Below are 22905 nucleotides of genomic sequence, written 5' to 3'. Positions count from 1 at the left end.
GGTGTATAACCGTTCGTCATGACAGAACGGCTGCTTTTCCTGACCGGTCATCTCGCCGAACCCCGGCTGCGCCGCATTCTGCAGGCACTGGGCGAAACCCCCTTCGCCTGGGACATCGTCGACATCGGCGTGCAGGTCGCTGCCCTGATGACCGAGGCGATCATCCTCCGCCGCCTGCCGCGCCCGGTGCAGGCGACCCGCGTCATCTTCCCCGGCCGAGCCGGCATCGATCCCGCCCGCCTGACCGCCGAATTCGGCGTGAAATTCGAACGCGGCCCGGATGAACTCGCCGACCTGCCCGCCTATCTAGGCCGCGACGGTGCCCCGCTCGACCTGTCCAAGCACGACGTCCGCATCTTCGCCGAGATCGTCGACGCCCCACTGCTGCCATGGGACCGCCTGCTGGCCCGGGCCAAGACACTGCGTGCCCAAGGCGCCGACATCATCGATATCGGCTGCCGCCCCGGCACACCATTCGACCACCTGGAAACCACCGTCACCGGCCTGCGCGACGCCGGCTTCCGCGTCAGCGTCGACTCCGGCAACCGCGATGAACTCCGCCGCGGCGCGCTCGCCGGCGCCGACTTCCTGCTGAGCCTGACGGAAGAGACTCTCGACGTCGTCGACGGCACTGCCGCCATCCCGGTCCTGGTTCCGGCCAAACAAGGCGACCTCGACTCCCTGATCCGCGCGGCCGAAATGGCCCGAACCCGCGACCTGCCCTGTATGCTCGATCCGATCCTCGATCCGATTCATTTCGGTTTCACCGCGTCCCTGATGCGCTACGCCACGCTGCGGGCGCGCCTGCCTGACGCGGAAATCCTGATGGGCACCGGCAATCTGACGGAACTCACCGACGCCGATTCCTCCGGCGTCACCGCGATCCTGATGGGGATCTGCTCCGAACTCGCCATCCGCAACGTGCTGGTGGTCCAGGTCAGCAAGCACACCCGCGAAACCGTCGCTGAACACGACTTCGCCCGCCGCATGATGTTCGCCGCCCGAGCCAACACCGACCTGCCGCGCGGCTACGGGGCCAGCCTGCTGCAAGCGCACGACCGCAAGCCGTTCGTGCAGACCGCCAACGACCTCGTCGTCCAGGCACAGGCCGTCCGAGACCCTAACTACCGGATCGCGACCGCCGAGGACGGCATCCACGTCTTCAACAACGCCATCCACGAAATCGGCCGCGAGGCGATGGCGCTGTTTCCAACGCTCGACGTTGCAACCGACGGCGCACACGCCTTCTACCTCGGCACCGAACTGATGAAGGCCGAGACCGCCTTCGCGCTGGGCAAGCGCTACGTCCAGGACACACCGCTCGACTGGGGCTGCGCCGTGCCGCGCGCAAAGGCCGAACCGACCCGACTCGCCGAAGCCGGCCACACGTTGCGGTCGAAACCGGGCCGCACCCGATGATCCGAGAGGTCATCGTCACCACCATCTCCGCAGCCGGCAAGCCGCATGTCGCGCCGTTCGGCCTGATCGAGGCACCGCCGGCCGAATGGGTGATCGCCCCGTTCCATCCATCGACCACCCTGGACAATCTGCGGGAAATTCCGTTCTTGGTGGCCAACTACACCGACGACGTCCGCATCTTCGCCGGCAGCCTGACCGGCCGGCGCGACTGGCCCTGCGTGCCATCCACCGTCGTGCCGCCGCCCCGCCTGACCGCCGCCCTGGCCCATGCCGAGATGGCGGTGGCATCAGTGCGCGAAGACCCCCAGCGCCCCCGCTTCCATTGCCGGATCGTGCATCGCGAGACGCACGCCCCGTTCGAGGGCCTGAACCGCGCCAAAGCCGCCGTCATCGAAGCGGCGATCCTGGTCAGCCGGTTAGGCATGCTGCCGCGCGGAAAAATCGAAACCGAACTCGCCTATCTGGAAATCGCCATCGGCAAGACCGCCGCCGATCCGGAGCGCGAGGCCTGGGGCTGGCTGATGGACGCCGTCCGCGCCCATTACGCCAAAGGCTGATCCGCGGCGAGCAAACCCACCGCGACCGCCGGCGCGCACCCATCCACCCAGTTGACGCCATCGGCCCCGAACAGGCTGGCAAACGCCACGCACGGCCGCCCCAGCCGCTCCGCCAGCCGTTGAACGATCGAGGCACCCACCCCCGCCGCGATCACCGGCGCGTCCGGCGGCAGCCCAGCACCCGACAGCACCAACAGCGCCCCGTCATGGACCTGCCGCAGTTGCATCTCCGCGAACCACGCCGCGAGACCATGCCAATCCGCATCGCTGGCGTCCGCCGCATCACGGCCGATCATACGAGCCAGCCGCGCCCGCGAGTCCGCAACGGTCTTCGGCCGCCCATCGGCGGTGTCCATCTGATCCGCCGCCTCATCCAGCGTCCCAAGAACGCGATGGACATCCGCCGCGGACGCGAAATACTCAGCCGCGAGTGTGGTCCACGCTCCCCCGAACGGCGCCCGCGCCGCCATCGCCATCACGAACGCCCGCGTCAACCCGGTATAGACCAGTTCCCCATACCCCAACCGTTCCGCATCCGTGTAACCCCTGGCGTGCACGGTGCCATCACGAAGCGGAACGATATCCGTCGTGGTGGACCCGATATCGACGAACAGCCCATCACCAAACCGAGCGGCCAGCGCCGCGCTTGCATGCCAGTTGGCTGAAGCAATGTCCTCGACATGCCGCGCTACCATCGATGCATCGATGATCCCCGCCCGCCCGGCGTACAGGCGCAACGATCCAGCCGGCAATGCCCGCATTAAAGCCTCCGTGATCGCCAATACGCCGGTGCGCCGGTCGGGGAAAACGTCGGCCAACTCACCGGTCATCGTTGCGACATGCAGATCGGCCGCTCCGAACGCCGACAGCACCGTCTCCAGCACCGGTGCCAGCCGGTCCGCGCCCAGCCATAGCGGGCACGCCAACTGCCTGACCGCCGTCACACGCCCCTTCTCGATGCAGGCGGCCTTGACGTGAGCCCCGCCGATATCCCAGCCGATGACCTTTTGCACGGTGCTGTCCTCCTGGGTCACAATGCATGCTTCGGGAGGGGCGCGCATGGAAGTGATACCGGTGATCGACATCAAAAACGGTCAGGTCGTGCATGCGCAAGGGGGACGCCGGGATTCGTATCGCCCGATCCAGACCCCGCTGAGTCCCACCAGCGAACCAGCCGACGTAGCGGCCGGATTGCTGCGCCTGGCACCATTTCGCCACCTTTACATCGCCGATCTGGACGCAATCGAGGCGCGCGCCCCAAACGATGCCGCGATCCGTTCGATCGCCGAGAGCGTGCCCAGCGTCGAACTTTGGGTCGACAACGGCATCGCCGGCGCGGAAGCGGCATCGGCCTGGCTGAAACGCTGGCCGCATAGCCTGGTCATCGGCAGCGAATCCCAACATGACACGCAGACGATCGCATCCCTGCGCGATGAGCCGCGTGTGCTGCTCTCATTGGATTTTCGCAGTGATGTCTTTCAGGGCCCCGCCGCGTTACTGGAAGACCCCGCCTTATGGCCCGCCCGCGTAATCGTCATGACCCTGGCCCGCGTCGGTGCCGCCGCCGGCCCCGACATCCAGCGCGTGTCCGCCATCGTGACGCGGGCCAACCGGCGCGCGGTATTTGGCGCCGGTGGTGTGCGGCATGGTGCCGACATCAGCGCCCTGAAAACCATCGGGGCAGCGGGCGTGCTCGTTGCCACGGCGCTGCACACCGGCGCCCTGACCCGTTCGGACATCCAAAGATACGCCCAGCCTTGAGGCCGAAGGCCTATTTCAGTGCGTCAGTTCCTCGCCTGGCTGGTATCGGATAACCGAGTGCCAGGCCTACGTCGGCCGCGATGTGTGCCCTATCGGTTCCCCATCACGGGCACCAGATGCGACAGGAAGATCTCGGCGCAGGCACGCCATGAATAGCGCTCCGCATGTATGCGGCAGGCTGCACGGTCCGCCGTCAGCGCATCCAGGGCGGCCGCCCGAAGGTCTTCGTTGACCGAACCGATTTTGCCCTCGGCATTGATCAGCACGTCTTTCGGTCCTGTCACCGGGAATGCGGCCACCGGCGTGCCGCAGGCCAGGGCTTCCAGGATCACCAGCCCGAATGTGTCGGTCCTGCTGGGGAACACGAACACGTCCGCGCCAGAGTAGGCCCGTGCCAGAGCCTCACCATACCGCGGGCCGGTGAACGTCACCTTCGGATAGTCCCGTTGCAGCGACGCCAACTGCGGGCCGCCGCCCACGACCACCTTCGAGCCCGGTAAATCCAGGTCGAGGAACGTGCCGATGTTCTTCTCTACCGCCACCCGACCGACATAGATGAAGATCGGACCTGGAAGATGGGCGAACTCGTCCCGCGGGTACGCCTTGAACTGGCTCAGATCGACCCCGCGCGACCAGGGCCGGATATTGCGGAACCCGCGCGCCGACAGTTCGTCCCGCAGCGATTGCGTCGCGACCATGGTTCCCTGGCCGGCGGCATGGAACCGCCGCATCCAGGCGTAGATCGGCGTCACCGGAATGCCGGTCCTCGCCTTCACGTATTCGGCGAACCTTGTGTGAAACGCCGTGGTGAAGGCAACGCCATTGCGCTTCGCCCAGCTTCGGGCCGCGAGACCAAGCGGTCCCTCGGTGGCGACGTGCAGCGCATCCGGCTTGAACGCCTCGATCATGCCGATCAACCGCCGGCGCGGCATCAGCGACAACGCAATGTCAGGATAGGTCGGGCACGGCAGGGTGCGGAACCGGTCAGGCCCAATCACGTCGACGACGTGACCCATGTCCTGCAGTTCCTGCGCCACCGTGGACAGCGTGCGCACCACACCGTTGACCTGGGGCTTCCATGCATCCGTCACGATCAGGATGCGATGGCACGGGGCTGGCGGCAACATGTCCGCTATGTCCGCGAGGGGGATGGTATCAGGCAGTTGCGGGCACCCGGGTTTGGCGCGGGGCGAAGAACGACAGGCGATTGCGTTCCGCCCAATCGATCAGTTCCAGGCGTCCGTCGTGATGTTCCACCAATGCTGTGCAGCTTTCCACCCAGTCCCCGTCGTTCAGATACAGCACGCCCTGCACGTCTCGCATTTCCGCATGGTGGATGTGGCCGCAGACCACGCCGTCGAAGCCCCGGCGGCGAGCTTCACAGGCCAACGCGGTCTCGAACCGGTCGATCGCCTTGACCGCTTCCTTCACCTGCCGCTTCAGCCAGGCGGACAGCGACCAGTATGGGTAGCCCAGCCGGCGGCGGATGGCGTTGAACCAGCGGTTGACCACAAGCGCGGTCGTATAAGCCCAGTCGCCCAGCAGCGCGAGGAACTTGGCATAGCGCACCACGCTGTCGAATTCGTCGCCGTGCATCACCAGCAGGCGCTTGCCGTCGGCGGTGGTGTGCTCCGACTCGCGGCGCATCTTGATGCCGCAGATTTCCAGCCCGATCGGCAGCCAGTTACGGAACATCTCATCGTGATTGCCGGGAATGTAGGTGACGTCGGTGCCGGCGCGCGCATGGCGGACGATCTGCTTCAGCACGTCGTCATGGTGTTCATCCCAGTACCACGATTTCCGCAACCGCCAGCCATCGATGATATCACCGACCAGAAACAGGTTGTGGCAGCTTGATTTCTTCAGGAAATCCGCCAGGAATTCACTGCGGCAGCCACGCGTGCCGAGGTGCGTGTCCGAAATGAAGATGGTCCGGTAGTCGGTGGGGACGCCGATATGGGACATTGCGTTCATTCAGGGGGAAATCACTTTTTGTCGCTTCAGTCACAGCGCACCAGATACTGTGCTTCCCGCGCCGGAGAAGTTAAGATTCGATGACGTAAGCGATTTATCTGGATTTTCTCAAAGATATCCTGATGGTCACTCAACTGTCATGGAAATGACATTGGATAGTGGCACCCAGTGGTATTTACCGTGGAAACAGGTTTCGATTCGCTGATGGTCATCGTCTTCAACCCTGTTGCTGGACGCCGGCGCGCCCATTTACTGTGGCGGGTGCTCGATGTTCTTGTAGCCAATGGCGTCAGGCTGGATCTGGCGGAAACCCACCGTGCCGGACACGCCGAGGCACTGGCGCGTGAAGCCGCGCGGCGCGGGGAAGCCATGGTCGTTGCGGCGGGCGGCGACGGCACCATCGCCGAGGTTGCCAACGGCCTGATGGGCTCCACCGCCCGGCTCGGTGTTATTCCGCTTGGTACCGCCAACGTCCTGGCGCACGAACTGGGGCTGCCATTCGCGCCCCGGTCCGTCGCCGCGGCCCTGGCGTTCGGACGTACCTGCACGCTGTGGCCAGGCCAGGCGAACGGACCCGACGGCGCCAGGCTGTTCGTGCAAATGCTGGGCGTCGGTTTCGATGCACACGTGGTGCATAACCTGCCTTTCCCGCTGAAGAAAGTGTTCGGCAAGGGTGCTTACGTGATGCAGTCGATGCGGGAACTTGCCCGTTACAAATTTCCGCTGATCCGGATGCGCATCGACAACACGGAAACCGAGGCAGCGAGCGTCATCATCAGCAAAGGGCAGTTGTATGGCGGAAGCTTCCTTCTGGCCGCCGACGCGGTGCCGGGCGCCCCTGGATTCTCCGTGGTGCTGTTCGACCGGTCCGGTCCAGGTGCCGCGATGATGTATGGCGCCGCGCTGCCGTTGAACCTGCTGGGCCGTGCGCCGGGCGTGCGGCACATCCGGGCACAGCGGATCGACTTCCTCCAGAACGAGACGGTCCCGGCACAAACAGACGGCGACAGCGCCGGCCGCGCCCCGCTGTGGGTGAGTGATGCACCGGGACCGATCCAGGTGGTGATGGGGTAGACTTAGGACTGCCTCGCTTTGTCCAGCTCCGCCTGATCCCAGAAGCCGATCACGATCCCCCCCTTCAACTGCGAGGCCTCGCTGTAAGCGGCGATCCGGGCATCGGGCGTGGTGATCCGATTGTGATCGCGCAACGACCATGTCAGCAGCGCATCCTTCAGCCGAACACACACATCCGCGCAAGCGGGGTCGGCCCCGAGGTCGTGGAGTTCATTCGGATCGGTGTTCAAATCATACAGCATTGGACGAAAGCCGACTGCGTGGACGTATTTCCAGCGCCCATCAAACACCATGAACAGCCGCGACGCATCCACCGGCGTATCCAGCGTCCGGCGAGCCGGCATCGTCCCGTAGTCGTATTCGGAAAACACATGTTGCCGCCAGTCCGGCACGGCCTTCCCATGCAGCAGCGGTTGCAATGCCCGCCCCTCGATAACGTGCGACTTTGGCTCGCCGCCGAAGTATCGGATGAAACTGGGCACCAGGTCGATCGCCTCCACCAGGGCGTCGCTTACCGTCCCTCGCGTGGCATCCGCGGCAGGCGACGGGTCGACCACGATCAGAGGGACCTTGGCGGAGCAATCGTGAAACAAATCCTTCTCACCCAGCCAATGATCGCCGAGGTAATCGCCGTGATCGGAGGTGAACGCAATCATGGTGGTATCCAGCAGGCCGCGATCCGCCAGGAAACGCATCAGCACACCGATCTGGTCGTCGATCTGCTTGATCAGCCCCATATACGCCGGGATCACCCGTTGCCGCACTTCGTCGCGAGAGAACGCCTGCGACACCCTGGCGGCCATGAATGCGCCGTAGACGGGGTGCGGATCGCGTCTTTCGTTCTGAGACCGGATCGGCGTGATGATGTCCGACGGTCCATACATCGCGTGATACGGCGCCGGCACGATGTACGGCCAGTGCGGCTTGATGTATGAAAGATGCAGGCACCATGGGCGCCCATCCACCGCCGCCTCCTCGATGAACCGCATCGCCCGGCGAGTCATGTAGGGTGTTTCGGAATGTTCCTCCGGAATGCGCGCGGGTTTGTCGGCGTGCTCCAGCAGCCAGCCGCTCAGCAACGTGCCGTCCGGTGCCTCGGCCGAATTCGCCCATTGCTCCCACGGATTGCTTGCATCGAAGCCCTGTGCGCGCAGATAGTCGTCGTAGGGCACACGAGGCGCCGGGTCGGGGTTCAGGCCGTCATCACGTTCATAAGGTTCAAAGCCGCATTCGGCGACTTGCACGCCAAGCGATGAGGCCGGATCGATGCCGAGCCGACGCAGGCCCTCGATGTCGGCTTGCATGTGGGTCTTGCCGACAAGGACGTTACGGACGCCAAGTTCCGCCAGGTGGTCGCCCAGGGTTGGCTCGCCGATCCGGAGCGGGAAGCGGTTCCAGTTGGCACCGTGGCTACGCATGTAACGACCGGTGTAGGAACTCATGCGGGACGGGCCGCAGACCGGGGATTGCACATAGGCTCGGGTGAAGCGCACCCCACGCGCGGCCAGCGCGTCGATGTTGGGCGTGTGCAGATGCGGATGGCCGTAACAACTCAGGTAATCGAACCGAAGCTGGTCGCACATGATCCACAGGACGTTACGCTTGGTCATGTTTTTCCTATTCCGGTCTGAAGCCGCCAGCCTTCAGGATCATATCAAGCATCGAGACAACCATCGCCATCGGCGGCGACGGCAGCCCTGGTTTCCGGTCCACCCGATTCACCACCACAAGGTCGTGCGCCGGAATGACAAAAGCATACTGGCCACCATTGCCTCGGGCCAGGAAACTTCCTGCCGGCAACCTGACGCTCCCCGGCGTGGGGTCGGCGAGGGCCACGCGCCACAGGTATCCATAACCCGTTCCGGGTTCCGATCTGGAGTAGGCCTGGATACTGTCCCGCACCCATTCGGCGGGCACGACCTGGCGTCCCGCCCATCTGCCTTCGTGTAGATACAGCAACGCGAACCGCGCCAGGTCCCGGGCGCTCATCCAGATCGGATAAGCGCGGTGGATCGAGGCCGTACCGGTGAAATATTTACCGTCCCGCGGCCGGTAGTCCTGCATCCCGATCGGCTGCGCGATCTGTTGGTCCAGCGCGTCATAGATGCCGATCCCGGTCGCATGTTCATAGATCGTGCCGAGTGCATTAAAGTCCCAGTTGTTATAGTACCAGAACGTGCCCGGTGCGTGACTGCCCCGTGCCGGCCGCCGAAATTGCATCGTCTCCGTTTCATAAAGCGCGTCGTGGTAGACACCCGAACGCGCTTCCAACAGCATGCGGACCGTCGCCTGCTTCTCGACCTCGGTCAGCGACGGCGGGTTGTCGTCGATGCCCAGTTGCGCCAGCGTGCTGTCCAGGTTGATCTTCTTTTGCGCCACCGCGATGCCGATCAGAGCACTCAGAATACTCTTGCGCACCGAGGCGAGTTCGGTGCGCTTGGCGGTGTCACCCCATTCCGCAACCACCACGCCGTGATGGATCACCATCACCGCGGTTGAGTTGATTTTCCGCGACCAGTCCCGAGCCTGCGCCAGGCCCTCTTCCGACCATCCGGCCTGCGCAGGGGATACGTGTGCCCATTCGGCGCCGGGAAAGCGGTCTTCGGCCTTCGCATGACGGCCCGGAAACACGACGCAGAGCAAGGCGACGACCAGGATGTGTCGCAGGCTGCCGCTCATCGGCTGGTTCCCCCCCTCGACCCATGCTACCGCGCCTGCGCGATACGCCTACGAATCAGAACTGCTTCAGCAGCCGACCGATATAGTCCAGTTCCTGCCGTGGCCGCTCCTGGTCGGCACCGCGGCGGCGCAGTTCGTCCTGGATCGCCTGGGTTCGCTGCTGCTCCCGATGCTCCGGCACCGCGTTGTCGTCGTTGTCGGAGGCACTGCCCTGATTGTAGCGGCCCAAGGGATCCCGCCCATTCGGGTCGGCCTGATCCGGCGAACCCGGCAGCGCCCCTGATCCCTGGCCATCGGCGCCCTGGCCATCCTGCATCATCATCCCCAGGGTATCTTCGGAGCCATCTCCTTGCCCATCCTCACCTTCCTGCCCCGGCTGCTGGCCCATCCTCGCCATCGCCTGGCCCATCTCCTTGTTGCCCTTCTGCAACGCGGCGATCGCCTGCTGCTGCGAGTCGCCGGCAGCCTGGTCCTGCCCCTGGTTCAACTTCGTCACGGCGTCCCGCATTGCCTGATCCGCCTCGCCCAAGCCCGGGGATGCTTCGCCACTGAGGTCGGTGAACTGCTGCATCAATTCCCCCAGGGCGCGCCGCAGCGCCTGTTGGACACGGGCATCGGCGGTGCGTTCGGCATTGGGATCGGCCGCCGAGGGGTTCGGGTCATCGCGTTGCTGGGCGTGATCCAATAGCCCGCCTTCGCGCGCGATCAGGTCCTGAACTACGCTTTGCTGATTCTTGCCGCGCTGGCGCTTGCTCTTGGCCTGCTTACCGTCGTTCTTTTGGACATGCGCGTTACGAAGCTGGTCGAGCATCCGCTCCAACTGCGCCATCTGCTGCTGGGCATCGGCCATGCGGCCTTCCTTGGCCGCCTGTTCGGCCTGTTGCGCCATACGCTGCATATCGCGATCGGAGAGCCGCAGCGCCTTGGGATCGAACGGCATGATGGCGTTGTTGCGTTGCGCCTCCTGCAGCAGCGCCTGCATGTGCCGGTCGATGGCCTGACGCAGTTCCTCCAGCTTCTTCGCCAACTCCTGGCGCGTCGCGTCGTTGGGCTGCTGCTGGGCTTTGTCCATCGCGTCACGCGCGGCCTGGCGAGCCTCTTCCAGCGATTGGGCGGTCTGCTCGGTCTGGCCTTCCTCCATGTGCAACGCCAGTTGCCACAGCATGTCCTGCGCCTCGGCGATCGCGTTGTCGGCGTGGTCGAAGACCAGGCCATAGTAAATGGCGCTGAGATTGAGGAATGCGCCGATGTCGCCGGCGAACAACCCCGGACGCTGCATCAGTCCGTCCAGCGCCTCCAGCGCATCGCCGCGATCGTCGGGATGTAAACTCAGGCTTTTGCGAGCGGCGATCAGCACCTGGGCGACGGGGTTGTGGAAGGGCCGTTCGGCGATGGTGAACGTCGCATCGGCGCTGGTCCCGGCCTGGCCGGCGGCGTCATGGGCGACCAGCCGGCCGATGACGGGCAGGCCGGCCCAGGGATGCGCGGTCAGGTCCTGCTGGCTGAGACCATGCGCGGTTTTCGGCGAACCGCCCGGCATCGGAATGGTCACCACCAGCGGCGGCGCATCTGGCCGGTCGCGCAGACGGAGCTCGGCTTGCAGGCTGGTGACGCCGTAATCGTCCGCGGCCTGCCACGGCAACCGCGTCCGCTGGCTAGATGGTGGGCTACCCGGGTTGTCGCTCCACGCGGCGGTCGGCGGCTGGTCGGCGACGACGGTGACGGTCCAGTCCGCGAGGGTGCCGCCATCCCGCCGCACGGTCAGATGGCCGCCACGAGTCAGATCCCAGTCGGCCTGGAAACTGCTGTGGTCCAGCGCGGTGAAGGACCCGGTGCGGTCATTGAGCGAAAGGGTCGGTTCGCTGCCGCCGCCGGAGACGTTCACTGTCAGATGCGACCCGGCCGGGACGGAGACGCTGCCACCCTCGGGCTTCAGGAAGATCGGGGCGATGCGCGTGTAGGCGGGCGGGGTGATCCACGCCTGCAGTTCGGTCGCCGGCGCGCCGGGTGTGACCGGCAACGACGGTGTCACCGCGGCATACAGGCGGGTCGGCGCATCGGTGTTGGCGATACCCAGACAGGCCAGAACAGACAGCAGCAACCCATAGCGCAAGGCCCTGGGATCGCGGCGTGCCAACCCTGGTTGCGGCAGCCCCACGTGCATGCGGCCGATCTGCGTGATAGCTCGGGCGGCATGCGCCTGCCACAGCGCGAGGCCGACGGCATCGCCGGTCGCTGGCTTGTCGGTCAGCACCGAGAGCGGCCGGTGCAGCATGCCAGACCGTGTTTCCAGCCGGCGGTCGGCGGCGTGATCGTCCGGCAGGCGGACTTTGCGCAGACCGTTGAACAGCAGGCCGGCTGTGGCCAGCGCGACCAGCACGAGGAGCGCCACTTGCAGCGAGGCGGGCAGCAGCGGCGGCAGGTTCAGCAGCGCCACGCACAGAAACAGGCCAACCACTGCGAGCGGCGGCCAAAGCGCGGGCCACACGGCCTCGAATAAAATGGCGGCGCGGGCCAGGAAGCGGCGACCGGCGAGGCGCCTGTGCAGGTTCGTCGAACCTTGGGGCGCCGGATCGGTCATGTCGGCAGACGCTCCCGCTCCCACACGGCCTCGAACGGCTGGCGGTCGCGAATGACCGACCACTGGCCTTGATCCACCCATACCTCGGCCGCCAGCGGGCGCGCGTTGTAGGTCGAACTCATGACCGCACCATACGCGCCGGCGTCGAGGATCGCCACACGCGCGTTGGGGACCAGCCGCGGCAGGGCGCGGCTTCGCGCAAAGGTGTCGCCGCTTTCGCAAACCGGGCCGACGATGGTGGCGGGGGCGGCCGGGGCATGGGCGTCGATGGCGGAAACCGGGACGATGCCGTGCCAGGCGTCGTACATCGCCGGGCGGACCAGGTCGTTCATGGCCGCGTCGAGGACGACGAACGGCTCGTGCGGGGTCTGCTTGACCAGCACGACCGAGGCCAACAGCACGCCGGCGGGGCCGACCAGCCAGCGACCGGGTTCCATGGCGAGATGGACATCGAGATTGTGGAACGCCTGCTTCATCGCGGCGGCAAGCCCGGCGGGGGATGGCGCGGCTTCATTGCGGTAGGGGATGCCAAGGCCGCCGCCGCAATCGACGGTGGTGATGGGAAGGCCGTTTTCGCGCAAGGCGAGGACGAGGTCGGCGATGCGGCGGAAGGCATCCCGGTACGGGGCGAGGTCAAGAATCTGGCTGCCGATATGGGTGGCGAGACCGACCGGCTCGATCCACGGCATCGACGCTGCCTTGGTGTAGAGAGCGATTGCATCGTCATACGGGATGCCGAATTTGTCGGTGGCTCGGCCGGTGGTGATCTTGTCGTTGGTGCCGGCGTCGATGTCGGGGTTCACCCGCAAGGCGACGCGGGCGGTCCGTCCGCTGGCGGCGGCGAGGGCGGAGAGGGTTTCCAGTTCCTCGGCGCTTTCGACGTTGATCTGGCCGATGTCTTCTTCCAGCGCGAGGCGGAGTTCGGCGGCCGACTTGCCGACGCCGGAATAGACGATTTTCGACGCCTGGATGCCGGCGCGGCGGGCTTTCAGGAGTTCGCCGCCGCTGACTACGTCGGCCCCGGCGCCCTCCGTCGCGAACAGGGCGAGGACCGCTCGGCTATCGTTGGCTTTCACCGCGTAATGCATGTGTGTGTCCAGACCGGCGTCGGACATGGCGGTGGTCAGGGTCTTGTAGCGGGCGCGCATGGTGGTGGCGGAATAGACCCAGGTGGGGGTGCCGACGGCGTCGGCGATACCGGCCAGCGGGACGTCGTCCAGCATCAGGCCGGAGAAGGCGTCATACTTGAGCCACGGACGGGCGGCGATCAGGTCCTGGATGGAGGGATCGGTGGCGGGGTCGTTGGGAGGGGAGGGAGAGGCCATTCGGTCAGTCTATCGCCGGCGGCGGGGGATGGGAATGTGGGATTTATTGCAACGCAACGTCGGGCTGCAACCTGTTCCTGGTTACCTGCCAGGCGAACGGGACATGGTCGGTGCAATCCCGGGTCCACCACATTCCTGTCTGGCGAGCATCACGCGCTGACGTTATGACCTTTGGGCCATTTCGATTGCGCGGAGGTACGGACTCGCGGGTCCGAATGAGATAGATTCGTCTGCTCCGTGTTCGGCTACAGACGGGGCTTCGCTGCCCCGCCGGTCTGCTGCTTGCGTATATCGGCATCGCCTTGCGCCAGATTATTCAGAATGAGGTCAACCGAAGCCTTCGCCCGCGGTACATCGCCGATTTCCATTTGAATATTTGCCACCAATTCGGGATTTTGGTTCCAGGGAGATAGCATCACTTGCCCCCATGTGCCGCATTTTGTCATCGCCGCATCCTGAGGATGGGAACTGATGTCCTGGCCTGCGTAGTTCGCCGCGCCCACATGGCTCATGTAACTAAGGCACGATGTATAGTGGGCAAAATTGACAAGCATCGAGGGGTCGGTGCCGAAATGCCAAATCAGTGTACGAAGCTGATTCCCGTGGGGATTCCCCGTAGCGATTTGTGGTTTGCCGAATTTCTCCACAAGCGCTGCCTCGGTGTCAGCGAGGCTGGGCATTTCACCTTCCTTGAAGAGCTGATACCGGCTGACCGCGAGGACTGTCTGCGGGTCGTGCTGATCGAAGGCAACGTGGACATAGCTGTGGAAATCGTTGACTTTCGCAAAACCAGCTTCGACACCAAAAGTCATTGCGGGTGACGTATATTGGCCCATGGTGAGGGAACCGCTGGCGTCCTTAAAGCTCGCATCCGGTAATTTGTCGTGCAGTATCGCAAGCGCCTCGGTTCGCGTGCTGCCGAGATGCACACCCAGGATGTCGAGTTTGTCTGCTGACTGTGCCGCGGCCGGTTCGACGGCCCAAAGCAAGGCGGCGGCTGCGAGGAGGGAGTATTGGAGTGTGCGCATCATATGGCTCCAGATGTGGAGGGGATGGGCCAGTTATGGCGCCGGGTTACCTTGATAGACGTTGGTGAGTTCTGACATGCCAGGGTCGCCGGTGGCGGATCTATCGCACACGACGAAACCGAAGGACTTGATGGCCATTGGTCACTTGTAGTCCTCCGTCCGCCGTCAATTCTATCTGGCCGTCGCCACCGGGGTCATCCATAAGAACATGATTGCCAGAAACCCTATAGGTGAACGGCGGCGATTTAGCGCCGTTTGCTATTATGAATGCCTGTCCGTTGGCGAAAATAATGGTGTGCCCTTGGCCGTCGGCAAAGGTGCCTTCTAGCGTGCCCCCCGGCCGGGCCGTGCCCGCTTGCGTACCGCTGTTGGGCGAACAATCAAGCAGAAATGCGTGCAACGCGGCATCGTCCGGGGAAAACGTAACAACCGGCGTTCGGCCGTCCGCGAGCGGGATTTCGACCTTGATCTGATGGGCCGTAACGAGTTGGTCGAGCGTTCCGGCGGCGGTCAGAGGTAGGAGGGTCGGCAGTGTCTCCGTTACCATGTCACCAAGCGCACCATTCAGGTCGGATAATATCTGGCCGAGGTTCTCATGGTTGGCCCCGTGTGGCTGTTTATTGGCCGAGGCATAGTACTGGGCACGGCGATTGGCCTGATTTTGGACCTCGGCTGGATCGTAGAATACAATTTCTGCTTCGTTGGTGAATTTGCTGCTGGAATTCCGTGAGACGACGGCAAACTGACCGACGCGGATGCGCAACGGAACCCAGCGCCTTACATCACGGTTTATCTGGGTAGAGAAGCCGAACGTCGTGGCTGAATAGGTCTCGTTCTCCAGCCAGGCGAGGCTGGAGGCGTGATCATTGCTTTTGTTGGCAGCGTAGAAGTCGAACGCGAAATTGATGATTCCGCCTGCGCAAGAAACGGTGGTTTGAAACCGCCCTCCGCCATCGACGTGGAAGCTGTGTATGAGGGATTCCGATGCGGCGTCAGACATTGAATCGGTTTGGCGGTGGCGTTCCCAGGTGCCGCCTTGGCTCTGCGAAAAGGCAGGGCCTGCGACGCTGATGATGGCGGTGGTAACAAGCAGGATGGATCGTCGGGTCCCGGCGGCGGGCTTCGTCATTGGGCAACACTTCTCGGGGTAAGAGGGATCAGTTTTGCATTAGATTCCAATTGTCACCGTCCTTGACGAATCGTCCTTCGGAGGCACTCGTTCCTCTCTGATTGAGGAGTTTATTGAAGGTTGTTGCGGAATATGAGCAGACGTACCCAGGTTTCCCCTGGGCTTCCTTGCAATCAACATTCGAGACGGCTTCAACGGTGACCGTACCCGAACCCATGAGAAGGGTGAGCGCTCGCTGGAGCGCCGCTTTAATGTCATCTGCGGATGGCCCATTCGCACATCCAGACAGCATAAAAAGCAATGCAAGAATGCCGTACCGTGGCTTCACCCGAAGTTCCCTTACCGAAATGGAACCGCTACCGCGGGTTACGTGACGGAACATCAAAATGTTAAGAACAGTAACAACACCTCTTGCCGAGAAAATCAGCCTGGCTGGTCGGGCGGCACTCTAACCCATTTGTTGTCGGTTTTTGTGAACTGCGCGCTTGCGTTAGGATTGGTTACTCGACTCGTTCCAACTTTAAGCTTTGTTAAAGACGTCAATGAAAAAGAGCAAAAATATCCAGGTTTATTCTGCACTTCTTTGCAACTGACATTCGAGATTTCTTCAAATACAACAGCACCTCTGCCGACCTGAGCATCGGCATAGTCTTGCATTGCCGTTTTGATTTCATCGGCCGATGGGCCGCTTGAGCATCCAGAAAGTGTCAAAATCAAAAGTAAACTGATTGCCTTTATACTCACGCCGGTTCTCATCAGTTTAATCACCCTCAGAATAATTCCGATTTCCGGTACACTGCCTCCGATTCCTAAAGCTGTCAATTCCGGAGGCTATGCGTTTGGGCGAATTCGCGGTTGTCAAAATAGACATCTTCGGCTCGCCAAAGCTCCGATTCCGGGCAAGTCGGCGTCAGGAAGACCAGCCATACATGTTGACGGGAATAGCGGGAGACGACTGCAACAATCGTATCGAAAGTCTGGGCTTCGGCGGCCCCGACTTACCTTCCACGGCTGGAACAGCCATATCCTGGAGGGCTCCGCATATCCTGCCCATTGATCGCAAGAGCGCTTCATAAAAAGGCCGGTGGCACCTTCGCGCCACCGGCCCCTTCGTCAACCCAGCCGCGTGGAAACCTACTCCGCGGCGGCTTCGTCCGTCAGGCGTGCGTTCTCGTTCCACAGCGTCCGCTGATCGCGGCCGGCGGCGACGGCACGCAGGCGGTTCATCACCGCGCCCGTGCCGGCCGGGATCAGGCGGCCGACGATCACGTTTTCCTTCAGCCCCATCAGGCTGTCGGTCTTGCCGGCAGTCGCGGCCTCGGTCAGCACCCGTGTGGTCTCCTGGAAGGACGCGGCGCTGATGAAGCTGTTGGTCTGCAGGCTGGCCTTGGTGATGCCCTGAAGCACCGGCATCGCGTGGGCCGGACGTTCGTCCTTCAGCAGCTTGTTGTTGATCGCGTCGAACTCGGTGCGATCAATCTGCTCGCCGGTCAGGAACGTCGTGTCGCCCGGATCGAGGATTTCCACCTTCTGCAGCATCTGACGGACGATCACCTCGATATGCTTATCGTTGATCTTCACGCCCTGCAGTCGATAGACGTCCTGGATCTCGTTCACCAGGTAGTCGGACAGCGCCTCCACACCCAGCACCTTCAGGATGTCGTGCGGCACGCGCGGGCCGTCGACCAGCGGGTCACCCCGGCGGACGAAGTCGCCTTCCTGCACCGAAACGTGCTTGCCCTTCTGGATCAGGTATTCGGTTTCCTCGCCCGTCTCATCGTTCTTCACGATGACGCGGCGCTTGGCCTTGTAGTCCTTGCCGAATTCCACCCGTCCGTCGCACTCGGCGATGACCGCGTGATCCTTGGGACGCCTCGCCTCGAACAGTTCGGCGACGCGTGGCAGACCGCCTGTGATGTCACGCGTCTTGCTGCCTTCACGCGGGATACGCGCGATCACGTCGCCGGCCTGGACGATGGCGCCGTTATCGACCGACAAGATCGAGTCCGGAGCCAGGAAGTAACGCGCATCGGTGTTGTTTTCGAGACGGATGACCTCGTTCTTTTCGTCCTTCAACTGCAGGCGGGGACGCAGATCGATGCTCTTCGATCCCTGCTTGTAATCGACGACGACCTTGGAGGTCAGGCCGGTCACCTCATCCATCCGTTCCATCAGCGTGATGCTGTCGATCAGGTCGATATATTCGACCTTACCGGCACGCTCCGTGATGATGGGCAGGGTGAACGGATCCCAGTCGGCGAGCTTCTGGCCGCGGGTCACCGTCTGGTTTTCCTCGGCCAGCAAACGCGCACCGTACGGGACGCGGAAGCGCGCCCGTTCGCGGCCCTTGTCGTCCGCAAGGACGATTTCGCAGTTGCGCGACATGACCACCAGCGCGCCGGAGCTGTTGGCGATCACGTTGCGGTTCTTGATGGTGACCGTGCCGTCGTGGCTGGCCTCCACGCTGGAGGTTTCCGCCCCGCGCTGCGCCGCGCCGCCGATGTGGAACGTGCGCATCGTCAACTGCGTGCCGGGTTCGCCGATGGACTGGGCGGCGATGACGCCGACCGCTTCACCGATGTTCACCGGCGTGCCGCGCGCGAGGTCACGGCCATAGCAGTGACCGCACACGCCGATCTCGGACTCGCAGGTCAGCACGGAGCGGATTTTCACCGACTCCACAGCCGAGGTCTCCAGCAATTCGGCTTCCGGTTCCTCGATCAAGGTGTTGTTCGGTATCAGCACCTTACCGGTGGCCGGGTCGAGCACATCCTCGGCCGTGGTGCGGCCCAGGGTCCGTTCGGCCAGGGACGATACGACTTCACCGCCGTCCATGACCGGTTTCACGGTCAGGCCGCGTTCGGTGCCGCAATCTTCCTCGACGATGATGCAATCCTGCGCCACGTCGACCAGACGGCGGGTCAGGTAGCCGGAGTTCGCGGTCTTCAACGCCGTGTCCGCCAGCCCCTTGCGGGCACCGTGGGTGGAGTTGAAGTATTCCAGAACGGTCAGGCCTTCCTTGAAGTTGGCGATGATCGGCTGCTCGATGATCTCACCCGACGGCTTGGCCATCAGCCCGCGCATGCCGGCCAACTGGCGCATCTGCGCCGGCGACCCACGTGCGCCGGAGTGCGACATCATCCACACGGAGTTGGTGGGGACGCCTTTCTCCTGCTTGCTGATCTCGGCCATCATCGCCTTCGCGACATCGTCGGTGCAACGCGACCAGGCGTCGACGACCTTGTTGTAGCGTTCGCCGGCGGTGATCAGGCCGTCCTGATACTGCTGTTCGAAGTCCTTCACCTCGGCCTGGGTGGTGGAGATCAGCTTACCCTTGCTTTCGGGGATGATCATGTCGTCCTTGCCGAACGAGATGCCGGCCTTCGCCGCGTTGGCGAAACCAAGACCCATCAGACGGTCGGCGAAAATCACGCACTCCTTCTGACCGCAATGGCGATAGACCATGTCGATCACGTCGGAGACGCTCTTTTTCGTCAACTGGCGGTTGATCAGGTCGAACGGCACGTCCGGGTGCTTCGGCAGGATCTGCGCGATCATCATCCGGCCCGGGGTGGTCACCACCACCGGCTTGATCGGGTTGCCGCCGGCATCCACCGTCTCATAACGAGCTCGGATTTTGTCGTGCAGGGTAACCCGCTTGGCGAACAGCGCGTGCTCGATTTCACCGATGCGGCCAAACGCCGGCGCGTCGTTGTCAGGGGTTTCCTTGAACAGCGCGGTTTCCAGCGACAGGTAGTAGATGCCCAGGACGATATCCTGGCTGGGCACGATGATCGGCTTGCCGTTGGCCGGGCTGAGGATGTTGTTGGTGGACATCATCAGCACGCGGGCTTCGAGCTGCGCTTCCAGCGACAGCGGCACGTGGACCGCCATCTGGTCGCCGTCGAAGTCGGCGTTGAAGGCAGTGCAGACCAGCGGGTGAAGCTGGATGGCCTTGCCTTCGATCAGCACCGGCTCGAACGCCTGGATGCCCAGGCGGTGCAGCGTCGGCGCCCGGTTCAGCATCACCGGATGCTCGCGGATGACTTCTTCCAGGATGTCCCAAACCTCGGGGCGTTCCTTTTCCACCATCCGCTTGGCCGCTTTGATGGTCGTGGCGTGGCCGTATTTTTCCAGCTTCGAGTAGATGAACGGCTTGAACAGCTCCAGCGCCATTTTCTTCGGCAGGCCGCACTGGTGCAGTTTCAGTTCCGGGCCGACCACGATGACCGAACGGCCGGAGTAATCGACGCGCTTGCCCAGCAGGTTCTGCCGGAAGCGGCCCTGCTTGCCCTTCAGCATATCGGACAGCGACTTTAGCGGACGCTTGTTGGCGCCGGTGATCGCTCGGCCGCGGCGGCCGTTGTCGAACAGCGCATCGACGGATTCCTGCAGCATGCGCTTTTCATTGCGCACGATGATGTCCGGCGCGCGCAGCTCGATCAGCCGCTTCAGGCGGTTGTTGCGGTTGATGACGCGGCGATACAGGTCGTTCAGGTCGGACGTGGCGAAGCGGCCGCCATCCAACGGCACCAGCGGACGCAACTCGGGCGGAATGACCGGGACGACGTCCAGGATCATCCAGTCGGGGCGGCAGCCGGATTCGCCGAACGCCTCGATCAGCTTCAGGCGCTTGACCAGCTTCTTGCGCTTGGCCTCCGAGGAGGTCTCCTTCAGGTCGGCGCGCAGCTTGACCTTTTCCGCATCGGTGTCGATACGGTTCAGCACCTTCTTGATGGCCTCGGCGCCGATGCCGACCTCGAACTGATCGTCGCCGAACTCGTCCTGCTTGGAGACCAGTTGGTCTTCGGTCAGAAGCTGCAACATCTTGAGGTCGGTGGTGCCGGGTTCCAGCACGACGTAACTCTCGAAGTACAGGATCTTTTCGAGTTCCTTCAGCGTCAGGTCGACCATCAGGCCGATACGGCTGGGCAGCGACTTCAGGAACCAGATGTGGGCGACGGGGGAGGCCAGTTCGATGTGGCCCATGCGCTCGCGGCGGACTTTCGCCAGGGTGACCTCGACGCCGCACTTCTCGCAGATGATGCCGCGGAACTTCATGCGCTTGTACTTGCCGCACAGGCACTCGTAGTCCTTGATCGGGCCAAAGATGCGGGCGCAGAACAGGCCGTCACGTTCCGGCTTGAACGTCCGGTAGTTGATGGTCTCGGGCTTCTTGATCTCGCCATACGACCAGGAGCGGATCTGCTCCGGGCTGGCGATCTGGATCTTGATCTGGTCGAACGTCATTGCCTGGCCGGTCTGGCCGAGGATTTTCATTAGTTCGTTCATACGTTTGATACCCTTTTTCGTGGGTTCATCATCTCAGCGCGCAGTACGGCAATCCGCCCGACCCCACCCGTCATGGCCGGGCACGTCCCGGCCATCTGCGCACGAACGGTTGCGGGGTGGATGGCCGGGACACACCCGGCCATGACGGTTTTCGTGTTCGTCAATCAAGCAGCCCGGTTATCCAGATCGACGTTCAGGCCGAGGCTCTTCAGCTCCTTGACCAGCACGTTGAAGCTTTCCGGGATACCAGCTTCGAAGTTGTCCTGCTCGCGGACGATGGCTTCGTAGACCTTGGTCCGACCGGACACGTCGTCCGATTTCACCGTCAGCATCTCCTGCAAAGTGTAGGCTGCACCGTAGGCCTCCAGCGCCCAGACCTCCATCTCCCCGAAACGCTGGCCGCCGAACTGCGCCTTGCCGCCCAGCGGCTGCTGGGTGACGAGGCTGTACGGCCCGATGGAACGGGCATGGATCTTGTCGTCCACAAGATGATGCAGCTTCAGCATGTAGATGTAGCCGACCGTCACCTTGCGTTCGAACGTCTCACCGGTCCGCCCGTCGGTCAGCACCACCTGCCCCGACGTATGCAGGCCGGCCCGTGTCAGCATGCCCTCGATATCGGCCATGCGGGCGCCATCGAACACCGGGGTGGCGATCGGGATACCCTTCTTCAGGTTGTCGCACATCTCCAGCAACTGCGGTGTGTCCAGCGTGGCGATCTGTTCGTCGTAGACCGCGTCGCCGTAGATTTCCTTCAGCGTTTCCAACACTTCCTGCCGCTTGGCGTCGGTGACGGTCCGACGGTACTCTTCGACCAGTTCGCCGATCTGCTTGCCCAGGTTCGCGCAGGCCCACCCCAGATGGGTCTCCAGAATCTGCCCGACGTTCATGCGCGACGGCACGCCCAACGGGTTCAGCACCAGATCGACCGAGGTGCCGTCTTCCAGGAACGGCATGTCCTCCACGGGGACGACGCGAGAAACGACACCCTTGTTGCCGTGGCGGCCGGCCATCTTGTCGCCGGGTTGCAGCTTGCGCTTCACCGCGATGAAGACCTTGACCATCTTCATCACGCCGGGCGGCAGTTCGTCACCGCGCTGCAGCTTTTCGACCTTGCTGTCGAAACGCGCCTGCAGGCGGCCGACGGCGGCGTCGTATTCCCGCTTCAGCGTCTCGATGTCGGCCATCACCGCGTCGTCCTGCACGCCGATATGGCGCCACGACCCGCGCGGATGCTCCGCTAGCACCGCTTCGTCGATCTCGGTGCCGGACTTGATGCCTTTGAAGCCGCCGGACGCCTTGTGGCCCAGCAGTTTCTCGCGCAGGCGGTTCAGGAACGAGCGCTCCTGGATCGCCTTCTCGTCGTCGCGGTCCTTGGCCAAACGCTCGATCTCGGCACGCTCGATCGCCATCGCACGCTCGTCCTTGTCCACGCCACGGCGGCTGAACACGCGGACGTCGACGATGGTGCCGGTCACGCCCGGCGGCAGCTTCAGTGAGGTATCCCGAACGTCCGACGCCTTTTCACCGAAGATCGCGCGCAGCAGCTTTTCTTCCGGCGTCATCGGGCTTTCGCCCTTCGGCGTCACCTTGCCCACCAGGATGTCGCCCGGGTTCACTTCGGCACCGATATAGACGATGCCGGCTTCGTCCAGATTCTTCAGGGCTTCTTCACCGACATTCGGGATGTCGCGGGTGATTTCCTCCTGACCCAGTTTGGTGTCGCGCGCCATCACCTCGAATTCCTCGATGTGGATGGAGGTGAACACGTCGTCGCGGGCGATCCGCTCACTGATCAGGATCGAGTCTTCGAAGTTATAGCCGTTCCACGGCATGAACGCGACCAGGACGTTGCGACCCAGTGCCAGTTCGCCCAGTTCGGTGGACGGGCCGTCGGCGATGATGTCGCCTTCCGCCACGCGATCGCCGACCTTCACCAGCGGGCGCTGGTTGATGCAGGTGGATTGGTTGGAGCGCATGAATTTCCGCAGGCGATAGATATCCACGCCCTTGGTCGTCGCGTCTTCGTTCGTCGCGCGCACCACGATGCGGGCACCGTCGATCTGGTCGATCACGCCCTCGCGGC

At 63.4% G+C, this 22905-nt stretch carries 16 protein-coding genes; 4 read left to right on the top strand and 12 right to left on the bottom strand.

Translation table 11 applies throughout. The features are described from left to right. The first annotated feature begins 18 nt into the window (after nt 1–18). Both GSQ89_RS05520 and GSQ89_RS05515 read left to right on the top strand, forming a co-directional pair. A complete protein-coding gene (locus GSQ89_RS05520; RefSeq protein WP_158922828.1) occupies nt 19–1419 on the top strand; it encodes a DUF6513 domain-containing protein in 1401 nt (466 codons plus the stop codon). Further along, complete coding sequence (locus GSQ89_RS05515) at nt 1416–1976, top strand: DUF447 domain-containing protein (RefSeq protein ID WP_158922826.1); 561 nt, start codon at nt 1416–1418, stop codon at nt 1974–1976. The genes GSQ89_RS05520 and GSQ89_RS05515 overlap by 4 nt, the downstream gene beginning before the upstream one ends. On the opposite strand, the gene GSQ89_RS05510 is transcribed toward GSQ89_RS05515, so the two are convergent. After that, on the bottom strand, nt 1961–2989 hold the full coding sequence (locus GSQ89_RS05510; RefSeq protein ID WP_254073089.1) for a hydantoinase/oxoprolinase family protein: 1029 nt from the start codon (nt 2987–2989) through the stop codon (nt 1961–1963). The two genes, GSQ89_RS05515 and GSQ89_RS05510, sit on opposite strands and share 16 nt — an antisense overlap. Before the next feature lie 46 nt (nt 2990–3035). On the opposite strand from GSQ89_RS05510, the gene GSQ89_RS05505 reads away from it, so the two are divergent. After that, nucleotides 3036–3737 (top strand): HisA/HisF-related TIM barrel protein, encoded by a 702-nt coding sequence (locus GSQ89_RS05505; protein WP_158922822.1) that lies wholly within the window; start codon nt 3036–3038, stop codon nt 3735–3737. Nucleotides 3738–3826: 89 nt separating this feature from the next. On the opposite strand, the gene GSQ89_RS05500 is transcribed toward GSQ89_RS05505, so the two are convergent. Together GSQ89_RS05500 and GSQ89_RS05495 are read right to left on the bottom strand one after the other, a co-directional pair. Continuing rightward, complete coding sequence (locus GSQ89_RS05500; RefSeq protein WP_158922820.1) at nt 3827–4864, bottom strand: glycosyltransferase family 1 protein; 1038 nt, start codon at nt 4862–4864, stop codon at nt 3827–3829. A gap of 28 nt (nt 4865–4892) precedes the next feature. Continuing rightward, nucleotides 4893–5711 carry a UDP-2,3-diacylglucosamine diphosphatase gene (locus GSQ89_RS05495; protein WP_158922818.1) on the bottom strand — a complete coding sequence of 273 codons (819 nt, stop codon included), beginning with the start codon at nt 5709–5711 and terminating at the stop codon, nt 4893–4895. A 180-nt stretch (nt 5712–5891) separates the two neighbouring features. On the opposite strand from GSQ89_RS05495, the gene GSQ89_RS05490 reads away from it, so the two are divergent. Continuing rightward, a complete protein-coding gene (locus GSQ89_RS05490) occupies nt 5892–6785 on the top strand; it encodes a diacylglycerol kinase family protein (RefSeq protein WP_254073088.1) in 894 nt (297 codons plus the stop codon). A gap of 2 nt (nt 6786–6787) precedes the next feature. Here the strand turns inward: GSQ89_RS05490 and GSQ89_RS05485 are convergent, their stop codons facing one another. The 9 genes from GSQ89_RS05485 to rpoB all read right to left on the bottom strand — a co-directional run. Continuing rightward, nucleotides 6788–8395, bottom strand: a complete 1608-nt coding sequence (locus GSQ89_RS05485) for an alkaline phosphatase family protein (protein ID WP_158922816.1) — start codon at nt 8393–8395, stop codon at nt 6788–6790. Between the two features lie 7 nt (nt 8396–8402). After that, a complete protein-coding gene (locus tag GSQ89_RS05480; RefSeq protein ID WP_158922814.1) occupies nt 8403–9464 on the bottom strand; it encodes a serine hydrolase in 1062 nt (353 codons plus the stop codon). 55 nt (nt 9465–9519) lie between these two features. Continuing rightward, nucleotides 9520–12045, bottom strand: a complete 2526-nt coding sequence (locus GSQ89_RS05475) for a DUF4175 domain-containing protein (protein WP_158922813.1) — start codon at nt 12043–12045, stop codon at nt 9520–9522. After that, a complete protein-coding gene (gene lysA / locus GSQ89_RS05470; RefSeq protein ID WP_158922811.1) occupies nt 12042–13370 on the bottom strand; it encodes a diaminopimelate decarboxylase in 1329 nt (442 codons plus the stop codon). The genes GSQ89_RS05475 and lysA overlap by 4 nt, the downstream gene beginning before the upstream one ends. Nucleotides 13371–13615: 245 nt before the next feature. Then, nucleotides 13616–14398 carry a hypothetical protein gene (locus GSQ89_RS05465; protein WP_158922809.1) on the bottom strand — a complete coding sequence of 261 codons (783 nt, stop codon included), beginning with the start codon at nt 14396–14398 and terminating at the stop codon, nt 13616–13618. Nucleotides 14399–14498: 100 nt separating this feature from the next. Further along, nucleotides 14499–15527, bottom strand: a complete 1029-nt coding sequence (locus GSQ89_RS05460) for a hypothetical protein (protein WP_158922807.1) — start codon at nt 15525–15527, stop codon at nt 14499–14501. Between the two features lie 423 nt (nt 15528–15950). Then, nucleotides 15951–16271, bottom strand: a complete 321-nt coding sequence (locus tag GSQ89_RS05455) for a hypothetical protein (protein ID WP_158922805.1) — start codon at nt 16269–16271, stop codon at nt 15951–15953. Nucleotides 16272–16661: 390 nt separating this feature from the next. After that, nucleotides 16662–20819, bottom strand: a complete 4158-nt coding sequence (rpoC, locus tag GSQ89_RS05450; protein ID WP_158922803.1) for a DNA-directed RNA polymerase subunit beta' — start codon at nt 20817–20819, stop codon at nt 16662–16664. Between the two features lie 164 nt (nt 20820–20983). After that, nucleotides 20984–22905: DNA-directed RNA polymerase subunit beta (gene rpoB / locus GSQ89_RS39035; protein ID WP_254073087.1), on the bottom strand; the 1922-nt coding region annotated here is incomplete at its 5' end.

The sequence above is a fragment of the Acidisphaera sp. S103 genome (assembly GCF_009765975.1).
GTDB lineage: Bacteria > Pseudomonadota > Alphaproteobacteria > Acetobacterales > Acetobacteraceae > Rhodopila.
This window is presented reverse-complemented; position numbering and strand designations above follow the sequence as displayed.

Bases quoted from the DNA above. Each gene is read 5' to 3' on its own strand.
- lysA (WP_158922811.1), bottom strand. From the start codon at position 13,370: ATGGCCTCTCCCTCCCCTCCCAACGACCCCGCCACCGATCCCTCCATC.
- GSQ89_RS05520 (WP_158922828.1), top strand. From the start codon at position 19: ATGACAGAACGGCTGCTTTTCCTGACCGGTCATCTCGCCGAACCCCGG.
- GSQ89_RS05460 (WP_158922807.1), bottom strand. From the start codon at position 15,527: ATGACGAAGCCCGCCGCCGGGACCCGACGATCCATCCTGCTTGTTACC.
- GSQ89_RS05485 (WP_158922816.1), bottom strand. From the start codon at position 8,395: ATGACCAAGCGTAACGTCCTGTGGATCATGTGCGACCAGCTTCGGTTC.
- GSQ89_RS05495 (WP_158922818.1), bottom strand. From the start codon at position 5,711: ATGAACGCAATGTCCCATATCGGCGTCCCCACCGACTACCGGACCATC.
- GSQ89_RS05465 (WP_158922809.1), bottom strand. From the start codon at position 14,398: ATGCGCACACTCCAATACTCCCTCCTCGCAGCCGCCGCCTTGCTTTGG.
- GSQ89_RS05475 (WP_158922813.1), bottom strand. From the start codon at position 12,045: ATGACCGATCCGGCGCCCCAAGGTTCGACGAACCTGCACAGGCGCCTC.
- GSQ89_RS05480 (WP_158922814.1), bottom strand. From the start codon at position 9,464: ATGAGCGGCAGCCTGCGACACATCCTGGTCGTCGCCTTGCTCTGCGTC.
- GSQ89_RS05500 (WP_158922820.1), bottom strand. From the start codon at position 4,864: ATGTTGCCGCCAGCCCCGTGCCATCGCATCCTGATCGTGACGGATGCA.
- GSQ89_RS05515 (WP_158922826.1), top strand. From the start codon at position 1,416: ATGATCCGAGAGGTCATCGTCACCACCATCTCCGCAGCCGGCAAGCCG.
- rpoC (WP_158922803.1), bottom strand. From the start codon at position 20,819: ATGAACGAACTAATGAAAATCCTCGGCCAGACCGGCCAGGCAATGACG.
- GSQ89_RS05505 (WP_158922822.1), top strand. From the start codon at position 3,036: ATGGAAGTGATACCGGTGATCGACATCAAAAACGGTCAGGTCGTGCAT.